General features: G+C 48.9%; 15 protein-coding genes. 10 read left to right on the top strand and 5 right to left on the bottom strand.

The window, feature by feature from the left end:
- Positions 1-27: 27 nt before the first annotated feature.
- Positions 28-747 (bottom strand): head GIN domain-containing protein, encoded by a 720-nt coding sequence (locus HPS54_RS01900; RefSeq protein WP_172343787.1) that lies wholly within the window; start codon positions 745-747, stop codon positions 28-30.
- A 273-nt stretch (positions 748-1020) separates the two neighbouring features.
- Positions 1021-3285, bottom strand: a complete 2265-nt coding sequence (locus HPS54_RS01895) for an inorganic phosphate transporter (RefSeq protein WP_172343786.1) — start codon at positions 3283-3285, stop codon at positions 1021-1023.
- Between the two features lie 507 nt (positions 3286-3792).
- On the opposite strand from HPS54_RS01895, the gene HPS54_RS01890 reads away from it, so the two are divergent.
- The 10 genes from HPS54_RS01890 to HPS54_RS01845 all read left to right on the top strand — a co-directional run bounded on the left by HPS54_RS01890 (position 3793) and on the right by HPS54_RS01845 (position 17033).
- Positions 3793-4689: a serine O-acetyltransferase gene (locus HPS54_RS01890; protein ID WP_172343785.1), complete on the top strand. Its 897-nt coding sequence runs from the start codon at positions 3793-3795 to the stop codon at positions 4687-4689.
- Between the two features lie 65 nt (positions 4690-4754).
- Positions 4755-6239: a THUMP domain-containing class I SAM-dependent RNA methyltransferase gene (locus tag HPS54_RS01885; protein WP_172343784.1), complete on the top strand. Its 1485-nt coding sequence runs from the start codon at positions 4755-4757 to the stop codon at positions 6237-6239.
- 46 nt (positions 6240-6285) lie between these two features.
- On the top strand, positions 6286-8457 hold the full coding sequence (locus HPS54_RS01880) for a S9 family peptidase (RefSeq protein WP_420907307.1): 2172 nt from the start codon (positions 6286-6288) through the stop codon (positions 8455-8457).
- 107 nt (positions 8458-8564) lie between these two features.
- The gene (gene purD, locus HPS54_RS01875; RefSeq protein ID WP_172343783.1) at positions 8565-9833 is read left to right on the top strand and encodes a phosphoribosylamine--glycine ligase; all 1269 of its coding nucleotides are present in this window, start codon (positions 8565-8567) and stop codon (positions 9831-9833) included.
- Positions 9834-9898: 65 nt separating this feature from the next.
- Complete coding sequence (locus HPS54_RS01870; protein ID WP_172343782.1) at positions 9899-10825, top strand: hypothetical protein; 927 nt, start codon at positions 9899-9901, stop codon at positions 10823-10825.
- On the top strand, positions 10816-11271 hold the full coding sequence (locus HPS54_RS01865; protein ID WP_172343781.1) for a YqaA family protein: 456 nt from the start codon (positions 10816-10818) through the stop codon (positions 11269-11271). The genes HPS54_RS01870 and HPS54_RS01865 overlap by 10 nt, the downstream gene beginning before the upstream one ends.
- A 270-nt stretch (positions 11272-11541) precedes the next feature.
- Positions 11542-14916 (top strand): glycosyltransferase family 117 protein, encoded by a 3375-nt coding sequence (locus tag HPS54_RS01860; RefSeq protein ID WP_172343780.1) that lies wholly within the window; start codon positions 11542-11544, stop codon positions 14914-14916.
- A gap of 42 nt (positions 14917-14958) precedes the next feature.
- Positions 14959-15570, top strand: coding sequence for a polysaccharide deacetylase family protein (locus HPS54_RS01855; RefSeq protein ID WP_172343779.1), 612 nt, complete (start codon positions 14959-14961; stop codon positions 15568-15570).
- Entirely contained in the window at positions 15548-16537 is a 990-nt protein-coding gene (gene queG, locus HPS54_RS01850) for a tRNA epoxyqueuosine(34) reductase QueG (protein ID WP_172343778.1), read from the top strand. Before HPS54_RS01855 ends, queG begins: the two co-directional genes overlap by 23 nt.
- Entirely contained in the window at positions 16521-17033 is a 513-nt protein-coding gene (locus HPS54_RS01845) for a hypothetical protein (RefSeq protein ID WP_172343777.1), read from the top strand. Before queG ends, HPS54_RS01845 begins: the two co-directional genes overlap by 17 nt.
- A 172-nt stretch (positions 17034-17205) precedes the next feature.
- Here HPS54_RS01845 and glmM read toward each other — a convergent pair whose 3' ends face one another.
- The 3 genes from glmM to HPS54_RS01830 all read right to left on the bottom strand — a co-directional run bounded on the left by glmM (position 17206) and on the right by HPS54_RS01830 (position 20368).
- Positions 17206-18591, bottom strand: a complete 1386-nt coding sequence (glmM, locus tag HPS54_RS01840) for a phosphoglucosamine mutase (RefSeq protein ID WP_172343776.1) — start codon at positions 18589-18591, stop codon at positions 17206-17208.
- A complete protein-coding gene (locus tag HPS54_RS01835) occupies positions 18591-19229 on the bottom strand; it encodes a BamK family beta-barrel-assembly machinery protein (protein WP_172343775.1) in 639 nt (212 codons plus the stop codon). The genes glmM and HPS54_RS01835 overlap by 1 nt, the downstream gene beginning before the upstream one ends.
- 113 nt (positions 19230-19342) lie before the next feature.
- Positions 19343-20368: a DHH family phosphoesterase gene (locus HPS54_RS01830; protein WP_172343774.1), complete on the bottom strand. Its 1026-nt coding sequence runs from the start codon at positions 20366-20368 to the stop codon at positions 19343-19345.
- Between the last annotated feature and the right edge of the window lie 50 nt (positions 20369-20418).

Genomic DNA, 20418 nt, shown 5'->3' with positions numbered 1-20418 from the left:
TAATACTTTATAATATGTGACATTGTTTTACAAACCACTACTGAGTTTGTCGGTATGTACATCGCCGGAACCTTTGATGACATGCTTTTCCGAACGCACTTTACCCTTAAGGGATATGTCGCCGCTGCCATATACCTTGCTCTCGACATCACCGCTACCGTCGAATTTGACACTTATGTCACCACTGCCTTTAACCAAAAGCCCTGTCTTTGCCGACTTGACCTTTTTCAATTCCACATCTCCGCTGCCGTATACCGACACATCGAGCGAGTTGCATATTATGTCGGAAAAAGACACGTCGCCGCTGCCTTTAACCTTTATCTTCATATTGTCCGTGTCGACATGCTTCTTCGAACGGAAATCACCCGAGCCTGTAACGGTCACTTCAACGATATCCGGAGACGTTACATAGACCACGGCACTTTTCGAACCTATATTAATGTGTATACCGTTGCTGTCTTTCTGTTTTACGCGCAGGGTTGTACCATCGGAAGTTATATCGAGCCTTTCCACCATATCCTCCGACCCTCCGGCAACAACCGACATGGTGTCGCCCTGAACATACTTCACATCCACACTGCCTGCCAGCGCTATTTTCTCAAAGCCGGCAACCTTAAACGTCTTCTTTACCTTTGTAACATCGTTTTCATACCACATCCCCGGCGTCTGTCCGTCTGCCGGTTTTCTTGCACACGATGTTGCCACAAGCAACACAAAGGTGCAAAGAACAAACATTGTCTTTTTCATAATTCCAGGTGTTTTATTCGTTATTGTTTCTTTATTGTAAAGGAGATAAGGGAAGATTTGGGGAGATATGTGGCTTGCGCCACAGAAGATAAAGGACAATAGTCTTGTTTCAAGCAACAAAGCATACGTCTTCTATCTTCCTCTATCTTCTCCTATCTCCCTCTATCTTCTTATTTCCAAACTCCATCATAATTATTTACATCCATTAGACGCAAGCAGAGCAAGGAATGTTGCACGACACAGTAAATATTTTAATAAAAACAATTAAAAAAATCAGCCGAATGCATATTTGTTCTTCGCTTGGAACTTGCGCGCCGCACGCAACTGATGACGCATTATGCTAACAAGCTCCTGTGTTTCCTGCAACACATTGAGATAGAGCAGCGACACCTTAAGCCCTGATGTACCGTTGTCGCGATACATACGGTCTATATGACGCTTGCGGAGAGCCGAAAGCCCGTCTTTGCACTCGTCTGCAACGGCAAGCGTCTCACGGTAGCGGTCGTACCTGTTGGTGGAAATCATCTGCTGCGTAAGGTTCATCAGCTCGTTTATGTTACGGCGCACGGGTTCAAATTCGGCAATATATTCCTCTGGAACGGGATTGAAGTTGTTATCCACATGTTCTTTCACCGGCTCCAGCATGCGTTTGAGACAGTATATGAACTGCCTGTCGCTGCTCATACCGAGGTGGAACCACGTGTTACGCTCTATCGCCATGTTGTCCGGCACACGCTTAAGGGCAAGAAGTTCCTGGCGGCGGTATTTCTTCAGTTGCCCGAGTTCTTCATCGAGGGCAGTCTCACAGTCTCGCAGTCGGCGCAGGTTTGCCTGTGCAAACCCTTCGATAACAATGGCATTGAACTGTTCGAGAACAAATCCTGTCACGAAACTCTGCGTGCGCTGCACATGCTTGGACAGCAGATCCCACACTATATCCTTGTCGCGCGTACGCATCATCAGTGCAAATAGGTTTTCTTTCTTGTCCTCCTTGCTTTTGGCAGCATATCTTCGGTTGCTGCGCCATAATATATAGATGTCGAGAACTATAAAAGCCACCATCACAACGATGCCTCCGAAATACATCAGGGCGCACACTATTGCACACAGGGCGAAAGCCACTCCTGCCGTGACAAACCAACCGCCGATGACAGACATGACACCGGTTACACGGAACACCGCGCTCTCGCGTCCCCAGGCGCGGTCGGCAAGAGACGTACCCATGGCAACCATAAAAGTTACGTAAGTGGTCGAAAGGGGCAGCTTATAGTTGGTACCGGCAATTATAAGCATGGCGGCGAGAACAAGATTTACCGCCGCACGCACCTCGTCGAACGCCGCTCCCTGTGCCAGAACAGCCTCACTGCTGTTGAAACGTCTGTCCATGATGTTGTGTACACGGCGCGGCACAATCTTAGAAACAACGTCACCGATGTCTTGAGTGGCACGGACGATGCTGCGCGCCACCTTGGACGAGCCGAACATCTCGTCGCCCTCGTCCTGACGACTGAGGTCTACGCTGGTCTTGACAACGTTCTTTGCTTTCTTTGAGGTGAACATAGCCACTACCATAACCAGACCTGCAATGACAAGATAGGACAGCGGGCTTTTTGCCGATGACATGAGTACGGTCATCTTATACGAATCGAACGCACCGTTGCCGTTGGCAATGAAATCACGAAGGGCATCGAGACCGGCAAGCGGAACACCGATAAAGTTGACGAGGTCATTGCCGGCAAAAGCCATGGCAAGAGCAAAGGTGCCGAGCAGGACAATAACCTTGAAGACATTTACGCGCAACAAATGAAGCACCTGCATAAGCAAGGCGGAGACAACAAACGATACGGCAAGAAGCAACAAGGTGCGGTTGTTTATCCACGCACGCACGCCGTCGGCAACAAAAGGCGAGTCGCCTATACCTTTTATAAATATAAAATAGACAAGCGCAGTAAAAGCTATGCCGCCGAACACAGCCACGGTATATCGAAGACGAGGCTTGTAGTTGAAAGTGAAAACAAGTCGTGAAAGCCACATCACCACCACACCGAAAAAGAATGCCACCGCCACAGACACGAAAATGGCAATGATGACACTCAGCGCCTTGTCGCTGTTCAGCAGATCGGTAACAGCCAATGCGGGATCGGCATTCATCTTAAGAAGTGCAAGAATGAACGTTCCGCCAAGCAGTTCGAACACAAGCGACACAGTGGTGGACGTAGGCATGCCGAGGGTGTTGAACATGTCGAGCACCACAACGTCCGTAACCATTACGGCAAGGAGTATCGTCATGACCTCGTGGAACGTGTAATTGTCGGGGCGCATTATGCCATGACGCGCCACATCCATCATGCCGGCACTCATCACTGCTCCGAGAAGAACTCCTGCAGAAGCAACAATCAGCACCGTACGGTATTTCGCCACACGGGCACCGACTGCCGAGTTCAGAAAGTTTACGGCATCGTTGCTTACACCGACAAAAAGGTCGAACACTGCCAAAATCAGCAGGAACGCCACAATAATAAAGTAAATAGTTATCATAAACTTCGTTGTTTTTATTATCTTTTTACCTCTCTGCAAAGATATACATGCTATGTTACAATTGTGTTACAATAAGGTTAAGAATTGGAAACAATCAGTTAAGTAATCTCAACAAGGATGTTTTGTCTTCCAAAAGACGGCATTTCAGCCTCCAATATGCCGCCTTTTAGAGGCTGAAACGCCACCTTTTTGGAAGGCAAAAGGTATCATTCTGATTTACAGGATGTTACAAAAGGCATCGCGAAACGGTGCAATAATGTTGTAAACAGCGGTTCGACATACACGCCATTTCATACTCCAAGACCTCTTTTACAGTGTTCGTCATCTTACTTTCGCTGACATACAATAACATAAAAGACTACGTGGCGAAAATTGAAAAGAACGGTATGGAAAGCCTATACACTGTTGCTTAAATTCATCGGACGGACATTAATTAATGTATGAATTTATTTGGCGGTTAACCATAAATGAAGTAATTTTGCAGCATAAAGATTGAGACACAAGTAAATGAGCACTGACCACTCTACTGCCATTCTGACTATGACAACGGAAAAGTTGTCACGGGAAGAATCGCTAAAAGGCATCTTCCATCAGCACAGGGACGGCAATCCCTTGCCGTCTGCAAAGGCTCTGCAAGAAATAATAGAACTGTCACGTTCTATTTTGTTTCCGGGATACTACGGAATGTCATCCGTAAACATCAAAACCATCAAATATCACATCGGTGTAAATGTGGAACGGCTGCACAAACTGCTTGCCGACCAGATCATGGCAGGACTGTGTTTTGCCGATGAATGCAGTGAGGAAACGTATGAGAAACTTAACGTCAGGCGATGCGAGTCGGAACAGCTGGCGACACAAATAATAGAAAAATTGCCTGTCATACGCGCTACGCTCGCCACCGACGTGGAAGCTGCATATTGCGGAGATCCGGCAGCCGAAAGTGTAGGAGAGATAATATCTTGCTATCCCGTGATAAAAGCTCTTACAAACTACCGCATCGCCCACGAGCTGACGGTGCTCGGAGTGCCTCTAATACCGCGCATGATGACGGAGATGGCACACTCTGAAACGGGCATAGACATACATCCGGGAGCACAAATAGGACACCACTTCACCATCGACCACGGAACGGGCGTGGTAATAGGGGCTACATGTATCATAGGCAACAACGTGAAACTGTATCAGGGAGTGACGCTCGGGGCAAAGAGTTTTCCACTCGACGAGAACGGTAACCCAATTAAAGGCATAGCCCGACACCCGATAATAGAGGACAACGTGGTTGTATATTCAAACGCGACAATACTCGGACGGATAACCATAGGGCACGACTGTGTGGTTGGGGCAAACATCTGGGTGACGGAAGACATGGAACCTGAGACAAAGAAATACAAGAAGGCATAGATGCCGGGATTTTGTCATACATGGCACCGAGGGACTATATGGAAAGAACAACATCAATATAAATAATGGAACAGGAATTTGAACTCATCGCCAAGACATTCATGGGTCTGGAGCCCATTTTGGCACAGGAGCTGACACAAATGGGAGCTAACAACGTGCAGACAGGACGCCGCATGGTGTCGTTCAGCGGCAATAAGGAGACTATGTACCGTGCAAACTTCCAGTTGCACACGGCAATAAAAATTCTGAAACCAATCAAACACTTCAAGGCGGCAAGTGCCGACGACGTGTACGAGGAGATAAAAAAGATAGACTGGAGCGAGTTTTTGGACAACAACAAGACATTTGCCGTAGACGCAGTGGTGTTCTCCGAGGAATTCCGTCACTCCAAGTTCGTGGCATACAAGGTAAAGGATGCCATTGTGGACCAGTTCCGTGAGAAGACGGGACAGCGTCCCAACATATCCGTAACCAATCCGGACATCAGACTGAACATACATATTGCGGAAGACAAATGTACATTGTCGCTCGACTCGAGCGGCGAAAGCCTTCACCGCAGGGGCTACCGTCAGGAGTCGGTAGAGGCTCCGCTGAATGAGGTTCTGGCTGCCGGCATGATACTGATGAGCGGTTGGAAAGGCGACACGGACTTCATCGACCCGATGTGCGGTTCGGGAACGCTGCTGGTAGAGGCGGCACTCATAGCACAGAACATTGCCCCGGGAGTGTTCAGAAAGGAATATGCGTTTGAGAAATGGAACGACTTTGACCGCGAGTTGTTCGACAGCATATACAACGACGATTCACAGGAGAGGGAGTTCAAGCACCACATCTACGGATACGACATCGACATGAAAGCCGTAAACACGGCACGAATGAACGTGAAAGCTGCGGGAATGTCAAGCATAATAACGGTGGAAAACGCCGATTTCAAAGACTTCAAGCAACCCGAGAACAAATCTATAATAATAACAAACCCACCATACGGCGAACGTATATCCACTCCCAACCTGCTCGGAACGTACAAGATGATAGGCGAAACGCTGAAACATCAGTTCAAGAACAACGAGGCATGGGTGCTCAGCTACCGTCAGGAGTGCTTCGACCAGATAGGACTTCGTCCTTCGATAAAGATACCGCTGTATAACGGTTCGTTGGAATGTGAGTTCAGAAAGTACCAGATGTTCGACGGAAGACTCAAGGATTTCCGCGGCAGCGGCAAAATCCTCAAAACCGAGGAAGAGAAGAAAGCCATGGCTGAAAAGGGACGCTTCAAGAAAAACAGAGAGTTCAAGAGGCGTTTGGAAGAGGAAGCCGAGAACGAAGAGGGTGACATAAGGTCGTTCAAGTTCCATTCACACAAGTTTGATGAGTTTGACCGCAAGGAGCGCAACAGCCGCAAAGCCGAACGCAACCGCGACAGAAACGAGGAGCGCAACGGCAGAGACCGTCGCCGCGATGACAAGGGCAGAGGTTTTGAAAGGGGTGCAAGAAAAGGCGGAAAGGACTTCGGCAAAAAGGGAAAGAGATACAACTATGGAAAAGACTGACGTAATAAAGAGGCTCTTCGGAAAAAGGGCTGCAACACTGGCAATAATGATACTGACAACAGTTGCAGGCATGTCACAGGGTAAAGAGTTCACGCTTGAAGATTTGAACTACGGCGGAACGAACTATTACAACATGTCACCCAAAAACATATATACCGCATGGTGGGGTGACAAACTGGTAAGACGCGGTGCCGAGACATGCTCGTTGATAAACACGGACAACGGCAAGGAAACGGCTTTATTCGGTACGGAAGATATCAACAAATGGGCAGAAACGAACGAAAATACAAAAATACGAAGTCTTTACGGCGCAAGATTTCCTTACGCAGACAAACCTCTCGTATTGGTAAGCAACCGTAAAGAGCGGATGCTCATTGACTTCAAGGCGGGCAAGACGATATGGCGGCAGGTATGCGAAGGCGAGACCAACGCCGACTGGAACAGTGTTTCAAAAGCCGTGGCATTTGTAAAGGGCAACCAACTGTTCGTAACCGATGCCGCAGGAAACACCAATCAACTGTCTACAGACGGCAGCCGGGAGATTGTATACGGACAGGCGGTGCACCGCAATGAGTTCGGTATAATGAGCGGAACGTTTTGGAACAAGGAGGGCGACAGACTGGCTTTTTACCGTATGGATCAGAGCATGGTGACCGACTATCCGCAAGTGAACACATTCACAAGAGCGGCGGAATACGAGCCTGACAAATACCCCATGGCAGGCATGACAAGCCATAAGGTTACCGTAGGGGTATATGACATGGCAACGGGAAATACCGTATATCTTAAGACCGGAGACCCTACCGACCGCTATTTTACCAACATAACGTGGAGTCCGGACTCAAAAATCATATACATACAGGAGCTTAACCGTGACCAGAACCACATGCTACTGACAAGCTACAACGCGGAAACGGGCGACCAAAAGGAGATTATCTACGAGGAGTGGAGCGACAAATATGTGGAGCCGTTGCATCCTCTGACGTTCTTGCCATGGGACAACAACAAGTTCATACTTCAAAGCCAGCGTGACGGTTTCAACCATCTTTATGTGTTCGACACGCGCAAAAGCATCTATCCGGAGAATAGACAGACGGCGGCGGGCGTGTCATACAAGGAGCATCTGCAGTCCGTGCAACTCACAAAGGGCAACTTTGTAATCATGGAACTTGTCGGACTGAACAGCAAGAAGAAGTCTGTCATCGTGGAATCCAACGAGCTGAGCCCGATACAAAGAAACCTTTTCGCCGTCAACACTACCACAGGCAAAAGGACACAGCTTGACAACGGGCGCGGTGTTCACTACGGCACACTGTCGGAAAGCGGCAACCTGCTATGTGACAAGTACTCGGAACCGGACGTACCGCGCAACATCGAGGTTATAAATACAGGCACGGCAAAGCGCAACATGATATTCAGCGCGCCCGACCCGTGGACAGGATACAACGTTCCTGAATACTCGTGCGGAACGATAAAGGCTGCCGACGGCACGACAGACCTTTACTACCGCATGGTGAAACCCATAGGATTTGACCCCAATAAGAAATATCCTACCGTCATATACGTATACGGCGGTCCCCACGCACATAACGTGGATGCAAGCTGGCACTATCTGAGCCGCTCGTGGGAAACGTACATGGCACAGAAGGGATATCTGCTGTTCATACTCGACAACAGAGGAAGCGAGAACCGCGGACTGGCTTTCGAGCAGGCTACATTCCGCCACCTGGGACAGGAGGAGATGAAAGACCAGATGAAAGGTGTGGACTTTCTCAAGACACTTCCTTATGTAGACGCCGACCGCATGGGCGTACACGGATGGAGCTACGGCGGATTTATGACCATATCGCTTATGACAAACTATCCCGATGTGTTTAAAGTAGGAGTGGCAGGAGGTCCTGTAATAGACTGGAAATGGTACGAAGTGATGTACGGCGAACGGTATATGGACACCCCGGAGAGCAATCCCGAGGGCTATGAGCAGGCATCTTTAATAGCAAAAGCAAAGGACTTGAAAGGCAAATTGCAGATAATCATCGGCATGAACGACCCGACCGTCGTTCCGCAACATTCCCTGCAGTTCATCAACGCTTGCACGGAAGCGGGCACGCAGCCTGATTTCTTTGTCTATCCGGGCGAAGGTCACAACATGGCGGGACACAAAAGCGTGCATCTGCACGAACGTATAACGCAGTATTTTGAAGACTATCTCAAATAAAAGCGGCATAGGCTGTAAGGCAAAAAGATGTCATAAACGGTCCGGCAGACGGGCTACATAGCTATAAAAAGGAATATCATAAACTATAAAAACAGTCGGTTTACTGTATGAAAATATTATTGTTAGGAAGCGGCGGACGTGAACATGCACTTGCATGGAAGATTGCGCAGAGCGAGAGAGTGGAAAAGCTGTACATTGCTCCGGGTAATGCCGGAACATCGAACGCGGGCGAAAATGTTGCAATAAAGGCTGACGACTTCGAGAAGTTGAAGGATTTTGTTGTGGAAAAGGGCATCGACATGGTTGTTGTAGGTCCCGAAGACCCGTTGGTAAAAGGCATATACGACAACTTCCGCGACGACCCACGCACTGCCAAGGTGCCGGTGATAGGACCGTCGAAGCAGGGTGCCGTGCTCGAGGGAAGCAAGGACTTTGCCAAAAGTTTCATGGAAAGACACAACATCCCGACAGCAAAATACCGCACCTTCAACGGCATGAACATCGACGAAGGACTGACCTTTCTCGAAACGATGAAGGCTCCATACGTGCTGAAAGCCGACGGGCTTTGTGCCGGCAAGGGAGTTCTGATATTGCCAACGCTCGAAGAAGCGAAGAAAGAGTTCAAGGAAATGCTGGGCGGAATGTTCGGAAATGCCTCGGCAAACGTTGTCATCGAGGAATTCCTCAGCGGCATAGAGTGCTCAGTTTTCGTACTCACAGACGGAAAGAACTACAAGATTTTGCCTGAGGCAAAGGACTACAAGCGCATAGGTGAACACGATACCGGTCTGAACACGGGCGGTATGGGCAGCGTGACACCGGTTCCCTTTGCAACCGAAGAGTGGATGAAAAAAGTGGAGGATCGCATCATCCGCCCGACAGTAGACGGTCTGGCAGAAGAGAAAATAGATTATAAGGGCTTTATATTCTTCGGACTTATAAACGTGGACGGCGAGCCTATGGTGATAGAATACAACTGCCGCATGGGCGATCCGGAAACGGAAAGCGTGATGTTGCGCCTGAAAAGCGACATTGTAGACCTGTTCGAAGGCGTTGCAAAAGGCGATCTTGACAAGCGTGAGATTACGTTTGACGAGCGTGCGGCTGTGTGCGTTATGCTCGTGAGCGGAGGTTATCCTCAGGAATATGTCAAAGGATATCCCATAAGCGGCATCGAGGACGTGGACGGCAGCATTGTTTTTCATAGCGGCACGGCGATGAAAGACGACACGGTTGTAACTGCCGGAGGACGCGTGATAGCAGTAAGTTCATACGGAAAAGACAAGGAAGAAGCGCTGAAGAAGTCCTTCACCGAGGCTCAGAAGATACTGTTCAAGGACAAATATTTCCGTTCGGATATAGGTGCAGACCTCTGATTGCACGCAAACCAAAGAATACAAGATAAGAAAAAACAAGGAGAAAAGACAGAAGGAGTAAGGTTGTGGCAAGGAAAAGACTGCAGAACAAGGTGGCGGAAAGCCGTTTTGCACTGCCCGTAACGGCAGTATACGCAACATTGGTATGGCTTGCCGGAGGACTGACAGACAACGGTATGTACATACAGTTTGCGCTCTTTGCAGCGTCAGCATTCATGATGATGATTCTCAACAACCAAAACTCGCTTATACGTATATACAGCCGCATGGTGTCGTGCACGTTTCTCGTGCTCACAGCCATGACGGCTTTTCTGTTTGAAAAATACGAACCCTTTGCCGTGCAGATGTGCATGACAGCGTTCTATCTGGCTTTTTTCTCATGCTATCAGAATAAGAACACCAGAGGACGGATGTTCTATGCGTTCCTGTTCATAGGACTGGCAAGCATATTCTTCGTACAGATACTGTTTCTTGTGCCGGTGTTGTGGATTATAATGGCAGGCAAGCTGATGGTCTTCAACCCTAAAATGTTTTGGGCATCGGTACTGGGAGTGGTCACACCATACTGGTTTCTTGCAGGCTACTGTCTGCTGACCGGAAGCCATGAAGAACTTATCCGCCACTTTGCCGACATCGCCATATTCAATCCCATGCCGCTTTATGCGTTGCCCGACACGAAAAGACTGGCTGCACTGGCATTGATACTGCTGCTTGCATTCACGGGAATGATACACTATTTACGCAACAGCTACGGCGACAAGATACGCACGAGAACCATATATGAAACATTTATCATAATGAACCTCATAATCATTGCGTTCGTCATGGTGCAGCCGCAGCACACGGACATGCTGCTGCCGTTGCTCATAGTGAACACGGCTCCGCCGGCGGCACACTTCATCGCACTCACGGGGACGCGTCTTACCAATATGGCATTCTGCACTATCACAACGGCAATACTTGCACTCACTGCATATAATATATGGATGTAATAATAGCATTTCTTACAGAATACGGATATGTCGGAATGCTGGCTTCGGCATTCCTTGCAGGAAGTTTCCTACCGTTCAGCAGCGAGGCGGTGATGCTGGGACTGCTTGCCACCGGACTTGACCCGTGGGGATTGATTTTATACGGTACGGCGGGCAACATTCTCGGGGGACTTTTCAACTACGGTGTGGGCAGAATGGGGCGTCTCGACTGGATTGAAAAGTATCTTCATGTAAAGAAGAAAGATCTGGACAAGGCACAGCGTTTCATGGCAGGACACGGGGCATGGATGGGCTTCTTTGCATTCCTGCCCGTGTTGGGCAGCGCCATAACGATACTTTTAGGACTTATGAGAGCAAACATTGTGATATCGACAACAAGCATGGCAATAGGCAAATTCCTGCGCTACGTACTGCTTGTATACGGTGCAAGTATGCTTGCCTCATAGTATTTCATAACATTTTGATTTTCAATATCTTACCTTTTGACTTCTAAAAGGACGTCTTTTAACGTCCAAAAGGGCATCTTTTAGAGCCAGAAAGGGCACCTTTTAGAAGCCAAGAGGTGCCCTTTTACAATACGGCATGTTTTCCCCTATTGTGCAACCGCTCCCCTACCCGCCCGCAAAGTTGCGTTAAAGAATAATAAATAACCCACAAACACAGTCAAACTTTGTATCTTTGTAACCAAAAATTTATAATAATCACATTATCTGTAAATGAAACAATTTAAGTTAGTGGACAATATACTGGGCTGGCTGGCATTCCTTATAGCAGCCTTTGTATATTGTAGCACGGTTGAACCCACAGCCAGTTTCTGGGACTGCCCGGAGTTTATCGTCACAGGATATAAGCTCGAAATAGGTCACCCGCCGGGCGCGCCGTTCTTTATGCTCACGGCAAATCTCTTTTCACAGTTCGCAAGCGACCCTTCGCAGGTTGCCCTCATGGTAAACATGATGAGTGCCCTGCTCAGCGCAACATGCATTTTGTTCCTGTTCTGGAGCATCACTCATCTAACGCGCAAACTGATACTGAAAGACTGGAACGACCTCACTCTGTCGAAGATGATAGCCATAGAGGCAAGCGGAATGGTGGGCGCACTGATATATACGTTCAGCGACACATTCTGGTTCAGCGCGGTCGAGGGTGAAGTTTACGCATACTCATCGGCTTTCACCGCCGTAGTGTTCTGGCTGATACTCAAGTGGGAGGATCATGCCGACGAACCGCACAGCGATCGTTGGCTTGTATTAATAATGTATATGACGGGACTGAGCATCGGAGTACACCTGCTGAACCTGCTGTGTGTACCTGCAATCGTACTGGTATACTATTACCGCAAGTTCCCGAATGCCGACCTCAAAGGCTCGCTCATGGCACTTGCCGTGTCGTTTGCCATCGTTGCCGGCATATTATATGGCGTCGTTCCGGGTATCATCACCGTGGGCGGATGGTTTGAACTGTTCTTCGTCAACACGCTCGGATGCCCGTTCAACACAGGCGAGATTATATACATCATACTGCTCGTCGGCACTGTCATCTGGGCAATATACGAAAGCTATACTAATCGTAGTACAAAACGCAGCAACGTGTCTTTCCTCATTGCCGTGGCAATGCTCGGTGTTCCGTTTGTCGGTCATGGCTGGGCGGCGGTAGTTACAGGCATCGTGGTGCTTGCCGCACTATGGTTCGTACTGAACTTCAAGAAGGACAAGGCGGCTCTCGTCAGTGCCCGTATGAAGAACACCGTGCTGCTGTGCATGCTCATGCTAATGATTGGTTACTCAAGCTATGCACTCATTGTAATACGCTCATCGGCAAATACACCGATGGATCAGAACTCTCCCGAAGATATCTTCACACTGGGAAGCTATCTCAGCCGCGACCAATATGGCGACAGTCCGCTACTATACGGACAGGCATACACATCGCAGGTGCAGCTCGACATCGACGGTAACCGATGCATACCGCGCATGAAAGAGGGCGCACCGGTATACCAGCGAAAAGAAAAGGCATCGACGGATGAGAAAGACTCGTACTTCATTGTAAGGCACAAGAACAAGTATGTATATGCTCAGAACATGCTTTTCCCACGCATGCACTCGAGCGACCACGCACAGGCATACGAGAGTTGGATGGGAGGCGTGAACGGTACGGAGGTGCCATACGACAACTGCGGCGAGACGATAATGGTAAAGATGCCGTCGCAACTGGAGAACATTCGTTTCTTCCTTTCATACCAATGCAACTTCATGTACTGGCGTTATTTCATGTGGAACTTCGCCGGAAGGCAGAACGACATACAAGGCAACGGAGAGCTTGAACACGGCAACTGGATTACGGGAATACCTTTCATAGACAATATGATGTTGGGAGACCAAAGTCTGCTGCCGGACGAACTGAAAGAGAACAAGGGTCACAACGTGTTCTACTGTCTGCCTTTGCTCCTCGGACTGATAGGTCTGTTCTGGCAGGCATACCGCGGACAGCGCGGCATACGACAGTTCTGGGTGGTGTTCTTCCTGTTCTTCATGACAGGACTTGCAATCGTAATATATCTTAACCAGACACCTATGCAACCGCGCGAGCGTGACTATGCATACGCCGGTTCGTTCTACGCATTCGCAATATGGTGCGGAATGGGTGTGGCTGCAACGATTGACCTTATCAAAAAAGGTCTGCTCCGAATGAAATACAAGCAGGCGGGCAATGGCAAAATACCGGCAGACGCACGCCTCGACAAAAAGACAGAAACCGTTCTGGCGGCAATTGTGGGTGTGGCATGTCTACTCGTTCCCATACAAATGGCAAGCCAGACATGGGACGACCACGACCGCAGCGGACGCTATACGTGCCGCGACTTCGGACAGAACTACCTCATGTCGCTACAGGACAAGGGCAACCCCATTGTCTTCACAAACGGCGACAACGACACATTCCCGCTGTGGTACAACCAGGAAGTGGAGGGCGTACGCACTGATGCACGCGTCTGCAACCTCAGTTACCTGCAGACCGACTGGTACATAGACCAGATGTGTCGCCCGGCATACAACTCTCCATCGGTGCCCATAACATGGCCGAGACTTGACTATTGTTCCGGAACCAACGACTACATATCGGTAGAACCGGAAGCCAAGTCACAGGTACTGGAACTATACAAACAACATCCCGAAGAGGCAAAGAAACAGTTCGGCGACTCTCCGTTCGAGCTTAAGAACGTACTGAAATACTGGGTTCGCAGCAAGGACAAGGAAATGCACTTCATCCCAACGGACACTCTCTATCTGACAATAGACAAGGAAGCCGTAAGAAAGAGCGGCATGATGATGGCAGCCGACAGCATTCCCGACCGCATGGTCATATCACTAAAAGGTAAAAGAAACCTTTATAAAGGCGACCTCATGATGCTTGAAATGCTTGCACAATGCAACTGGACACGTCCTATATACGTGGCTTGTACGGTTGGAGCCGACAACTATATGAATCTTGGAGACAACTTCATACAAGAAGGATTGGTAAACCGTATAACACCGTTTACCACCAACACGGGCGACATGAAGAACTTCGACACGGAGAAGGTGTACACAAACATGATGACACGCTTTAAGTACGGCGGTCTTGACAAGAAGGGCATATATCTCGACGAGACAGTAATGCGCATGTGCTACACCCACCGTCGTCTCTTTGCACAGCTCGCCCTGCACCTCATCAGCGAAGGTAAAAACGACAAGGCAGCCAAAGCTTTGGCGTACGCAGACAAAATGATACCGGCATATAACGTGCCCATGACATACATGAGCGGCGGCATCGACATCGCAAAGGCATACGCCCTGATTGGTCAGAAGGCACAGGCAAAGAAAGTTCTTGGCGACATCTTCAACAACGCATGGCAGTACATGCGGTGGTACAACTCACTTAACACAAACCGCTTTGCCATGTCCCAGCAGGAGTGCATGATGCAAATATACATCATGAGGCTGTGTCTGGATATAGCTCCGTTGGTTGATGAGAAATGGGCTGATGCCTTGGAAACGAAGTGGGAAATGTCCGTAAAGACCTATCAGGAAAGAGGCGGACAGCTGCCCATGTAATAGTGAGGACCGTAAACAAATTCGGCATAAGCAACAAACGTAATGATTATAGAACAACCAAGCATCTGGCTCCACTGGCTCTATCCGAGGGCTACGTGGAGAATGGACAAGAATGAAAGGTCTGTTTATCTGACCTTCGACGACGGTCCTATACCGGAAAGTACGCCGTTCATACTCAAGACGCTTGCCGAATTTGACGTAAAAGCCACTTTCTTCATGGTTGGGGAGAACGTACTTAAGTACCACGATCTTTACAACGACATTGTCGAAGCGGGTCATCAGGTTGGAAACCACACTTTCAACCATTGGAGCGGCTTCCGTCATTCTACCCATTCATACAGTGCCAATACGGAAATGGCAAACGAACTGATAAAAAGCCACCTGTTCAGACCGCCTCATGGGTGGATGCGCTGGGAACAGTACTTCTGGTTGGGGCGCAAATATCGCATCGTGATGTGGGATCTGCTGACACGCGACTACAGCAAATGGACAACGGCAGAAGATATCATCGGCAACGTAAAACGCTATACGCGCAACGGCTCGATAATAACTTTCCACGACTCGATAAAAAGCATAGGGAAACTGGAACATGCCTTACCGGAGGTTCTGAGGTGGCTGAAAGAACAAGGATATGAGTTCAAGACTTTCGAGTGAAAGAATAAAAGCCGAGGCAAAAGACCTCGGCTTTTTTACGTGCGGCATAGCCCGGGCAGACCGTGTCGACACCGATACGGAAGAAGAACTGGCTATATGGCTTGGCAACGGGCTGCATGCTGACATGGCATATATGGCAAACCACATGGACAAACGCCTCGACCCACGCCTGCTTATGGACGGATTGAGAAGCATTGTCTGCGTTGCAATGAACTATGCTCCGGCATACCGCATGCCCGAAGATGAACTCCAACTTGCCGCATATGCGCTCGGACAGGACTATCACTTCATTGTAAAGGAGAAATTAAGACTTCTTGCCGAACGTCTCGGGCTGCATTCATACCGCGTGTTCTGCGACAGTGCCCCCGTGCTCGAACGCTATTGGGCGGTCAAAGCCGGCCTCGGCTGGATCGGACGCAACCATCAGCTTATCATTCCACATGCCGGAAGCATGTTCTTCCTCGGCGAACTGTTCATCGACAGGGAAACAGAATACGACAGTCCGATAAAAAACCGGTGCGGCAAATGCCACTCGTGCATCGACGCATGCCCTACGGGAGCACTCTCCGACAGTATATCCGATACTTCAATGAACAACGACAAGCAATATGCCACGGCATTCGACTCAAGGCTTTGTCTGTCATATCAGACCATAGAAAACCGCATGGAAATACCTCAGGGCATTGCCATGAAAATGGGAAACACTATATATGGATGCGACAGATGCCAGCAAGCATGTCCCTGGAACAGGTTTTCCACCCCGTCGGACGAGCCTCGGCTACGCCCCAAAGACGAACTTCTGAACATGACGAGGGACAAATGGAACCGCCTTACGCCAGAAGACTACAAACGACTGTTCAAAGGCAGCGCGGTGAAACGTGTTAAATATGAGGGTCTGATGAGAAACATCAGAGCCGTAAACAATAACTTAAAGGAAAACAACAAGGACAATGGAACAGGTGAATAAGGACAAAGTGCTTGCCATGCTCATAAAGACATTCTTCAGATATTTCACTCTCGGCATAGTTGAAACACAGTCATCGGACAACGATATGGAAAAGTTTGAACCGCAAAACATCAAACGCACCATGCTCAACCACTATGAAAGCATATCGCAATGCTTCAACACCGAGGCGTTCTACGCTATTTCGAGAATGAACTACAAGGCGGAAGAAATAGAACAGGAGATACGCTCTTTCATAAAGGAAGACACCACACAAATGGATCTCATAAGGCTTGCCTGCAAGACAGAGGCGTTCTATGCCACAATGGTAGAAGAGTATAAGCGCAACTTCGGACTGCTTCTGTGCGGTAGACTTGCCACACAAAATGAACACGAAACCGCCTACACACGCTGTCAAATACTCGGTACGATGGACATGCATACTGCCATCGACATAATAAGCAAGATGACGGAAAGTGCCTATGCGGTAGGAAAGAAACTTTTAGGGGAAAGAAGATAAAGGGAGATAAGGGACAACCCGGCAATCTTTAAATAGGAGATAAAGGGAGATAAGAGGAAGATATGTGGCTAAAGCCACGGGAGATAAAGGACAATAGCTTTGAAACAAGCAGTCGGCATTTGTCTTTTATCTTCCTTTATCTTCTCTTATCTCCCTTTATCTTTTTATTATATCATTGCATGTCGAGTACCACCTGCATCAGCTTTTTGCCCAGTGCATCAGCCTCTTCCATGGTCGGAGCCTCACTGTAAACACGTATAATAGGTTCCGTATTTGATGCCCTGAGGTGCACCCAACAGTCACTGAAGTCTATTTTTACACCGTCTATATCGTTTACATCGGCATCTTTGTACATCTCCTTAACCTTACGCAAGATTGCCGGCACATCGGTTGAGGGAGTAAGATCTATACGGTTCTTTGCAATGAAATAGTTCGGATAAGATGCCCGCAACTCGCTCACCTTACACTTCTTATGAGCCAAAGAAGACAGGAACAGGGCAATACCCACAAGGGCATCGCGACCGTAATGACTTTCAGGATAAATCACGCCGCCGTTTCCTTCACCGCCTATCACTGCACCGGTCTCCTTCATCTTGGTCGTTACATTAACCTCTCCCACAGCCGATGCGGCATAGCTTCCGCCACGACCGACGGTCACATCGCGCAACGCACGCGTGGAACTGAGGTTCGAAACAGTATTTCCGGGAGTGTGTTCCAGCACATAATCGGCAACGGAAACAAGCGTATATTCCTCTCCGAACATTGTTCCGTCCTCACAGATGAACGCCAGACGGTCCACATCCGGGTCTACCACGATGCCAAGATCAAATCCGCCGGACTTCATCTTGCCCATTATTCCACCGAGGTTCTTCTCCAACGGCTCCGGATTATGCGCGAAGTCACCGTTCGGCTCACCGTTCAAGATCTCGTATTCAACGCCCAATGCCTCAAAAAGCTGCGGCAATATGATGCCGCCCACACTGTTGATCGTATCCGCACACACCTTGAAACGTGCGTTCCTGACAGCCTCAACGTCTACCAGTTTCAAAGCAAGTACCGAGTCAATATGCTTCTTGTTATATGTATTATCCTCTATATAATGCCCGAGGCTGTCCACATCGGCATATTCAAAATCCTCCTTTTCCGCAATGGCAAGCACCTCATTGCCCTCTTCCTTGTTAAGGAACTCACCGTAACGGTTAAGAAGTTTCAAGGCATTCCACTGTCTCGGATTATGGCTTGCAGTGATTATTATGCCGCCATCGGCACCTGCCATGCTCACGGCAAGCTCCGTCGTAGGAGTTGAGGCAAGCCCGATGTTGACGACATCATAGCCCATACCCATGAGCGTTCCGCACACCACACTATCCACCATCCTGCCCGATATGCGGGCATCGCGACCGACAACAATCCTGCCCGTTGCCCCATTACGGGTGCTGCGACGGATAAATGTGGCATATGCCGTTACAAACTTCACTATATCCAACGGATTGAGCGTGTCGCCCGTGCACCCACCGATAGTTCCGCGAATGCCTGAAATAGACTTTATAAGTGTCATTATCTTCCTCTTTCGTAAGTTAATTCATAAAGACAAGGATATACGCCGGACGACGCATACCGGTGTCCCTGCGTGTGAGGCACTATAATCTTGACCTTGGCAATCTCTTCATCGGGAGATGACTGCCGCCCCACCTTTATGTAGCTCAGCGGAGCCAACCAGCCCGAAGGTACCGAAGTGCTGTTGTAAAAGCTTGCCATAACGCTCTGTCCGCTTAAGAACGACGCCGAGAACGAACCGCTGGTGTTCGTCACATTCATTTTGTCCACCATGTGGGCAAACGACATTACCTCGTTGGTAAGCTGCAGAGAGTCCGTCAACAGGTTCCATTCCTTGAAACGGCAGAGCACCGTAGTGGTCTCTCCCGGCTTGATGCGTTCACCGCATCCCTTGCGTATAATCTGCATGTACACTCCAGAACGGTTAAGCAAGACATATTCGTTGCGCTCCAGATTGGTAGTGGTGTCCTGAGCAAAGAACTGCTCTTCCGATATCACCGTTACCGACGAGTCTCTTATATACTCCTGTATGGCAGCACGCTCCCTGTCTTTCTGTTCTGCATACGTCTCCGTATCATCGCACGCAGCCGCAAGAATCATGGCAAAGAACGCCATGAACACATAAGTTATTTTATTCATATATTATATCTGATAATACAATTATAACGGCAAATTTACAAAAAACATGCCAATTACGACAAACAACACACCATATATTATGCTACTTTAACCCATACGCCACGATACGGACATCAAGGACGGAAGTTGCAAATGGCTTCCCTCACTCTTTTCTCCGCCTCTTCGATGGTGCACGTAAGCCGTCCGCCGGAGGCATTGAGATGCCCTCCGCCGTTGAAATATCTCTCCGCCATGCGGTTGCACGGGAAGTCGTCAACAGAGCGAAGGCTCACCCATACAAGGTTGTCGCGCTCGGTATCCTCGCGCAAAGAGATGCTCAGACGCATGCCCTTTATCTGCAAAGGCATGTTCACCAATCCCTCGGCATCCCCCTTTACATAATGGAATTTTTTGAGATCACGGCGTGTAAGGATAAAGTAAGAGGCATGTTGCTCAGGCATTACCACAAGACGGTTGTACAACACATGCCCCATCAGGCGCATGCGCCACTCGCTGTAATTGTTGTAGACATTGCGGTAAATCTTGTCCTTGTTGATGCCCTTTGTCAGCAACTGACTGATGATGAAGAATATTTCCGGACGCGTGGAGTTGTACGTAAAGCCGCCCGTATCCGTCATCATTCCGCAATAAAGGGGCACGGCACATTTTCTTGTCACGCTCTCGAAGTCGCCTATCTGCCATATCAGCCTGAACACCAGTTCGCATGTGCTGCTTGCCTCCGGCTGCGAAATCTTCATCTCCACATCTATGTCGGGATCGAGATGATGGTCGATGAGTATCTTGCTTGCCGGCGATGCCACAAGAGCATCCGCCATTTTATCCGTGCGCCCGGGTGTATTGAAGTCCAGGCACATCACAAGATCAGCCTCTGCCAAAACCGCGTCCACTCGTTCCTTGTACTTGTCGTAGCGGACAACACGCTCTGTTCCCGGCATCCACTGTAGAAAATCCGGAAAGGCATCCGGCACGACCACGAGCGGTTCCTTGCCCATTGTGCGCAGATATTCAGCCATTCCGAGACTTGAACCGAGGGCGTCGCCGTCTGGATTTTGATGACAGCAGATAACAATCTTGTCGGATGCATCGACGATACGGCAAAACTGTTCCACCTCAAAATCGGTCAGTATATTAATGTTCATCGTTCGTACTATATATTCATCACACACAACAGGGACTTGTAGACACCGGT

Source organism: Xylanibacter caecicola (genome assembly GCF_013166515.1).
GTDB lineage: Bacteria > Bacteroidota > Bacteroidia > Bacteroidales > Bacteroidaceae > Prevotella > Prevotella caecicola.
This window is presented reverse-complemented; position numbering and strand designations above follow the sequence as displayed.

Bases quoted from the DNA above. Each gene is read 5' to 3' on its own strand.
- HPS54_RS01900 (WP_172343787.1), bottom strand. From the start codon at position 747: ATGAAAAAGACAATGTTTGTTCTTTGCACCTTTGTGTTGCTTGTGGCA.
- HPS54_RS01895 (WP_172343786.1), bottom strand. From the start codon at position 3,285: ATGATAACTATTTACTTTATTATTGTGGCGTTCCTGCTGATTTTGGCA.
- HPS54_RS01890 (WP_172343785.1), top strand. From the start codon at position 3,793: ATGAGCACTGACCACTCTACTGCCATTCTGACTATGACAACGGAAAAG.
- HPS54_RS01885 (WP_172343784.1), top strand. From the start codon at position 4,755: ATGGAACAGGAATTTGAACTCATCGCCAAGACATTCATGGGTCTGGAG.
- HPS54_RS01880 (WP_420907307.1), top strand. From the start codon at position 6,286: ATGATACTGACAACAGTTGCAGGCATGTCACAGGGTAAAGAGTTCACG.
- purD (WP_172343783.1), top strand. From the start codon at position 8,565: ATGAAAATATTATTGTTAGGAAGCGGCGGACGTGAACATGCACTTGCA.
- HPS54_RS01865 (WP_172343781.1), top strand. From the start codon at position 10,816: ATGGATGTAATAATAGCATTTCTTACAGAATACGGATATGTCGGAATG.
- HPS54_RS01860 (WP_172343780.1), top strand. From the start codon at position 11,542: ATGAAACAATTTAAGTTAGTGGACAATATACTGGGCTGGCTGGCATTC.
- HPS54_RS01855 (WP_172343779.1), top strand. From the start codon at position 14,959: ATGATTATAGAACAACCAAGCATCTGGCTCCACTGGCTCTATCCGAGG.
- queG (WP_172343778.1), top strand. From the start codon at position 15,548: ATGAGTTCAAGACTTTCGAGTGAAAGAATAAAAGCCGAGGCAAAAGAC.
- HPS54_RS01845 (WP_172343777.1), top strand. From the start codon at position 16,521: ATGGAACAGGTGAATAAGGACAAAGTGCTTGCCATGCTCATAAAGACA.
- glmM (WP_172343776.1), bottom strand. From the start codon at position 18,591: ATGACACTTATAAAGTCTATTTCAGGCATTCGCGGAACTATCGGTGGG.
- HPS54_RS01835 (WP_172343775.1), bottom strand. From the start codon at position 19,229: ATGAATAAAATAACTTATGTGTTCATGGCGTTCTTTGCCATGATTCTT.
- HPS54_RS01830 (WP_172343774.1), bottom strand. From the start codon at position 20,368: ATGAACATTAATATACTGACCGATTTTGAGGTGGAACAGTTTTGCCGT.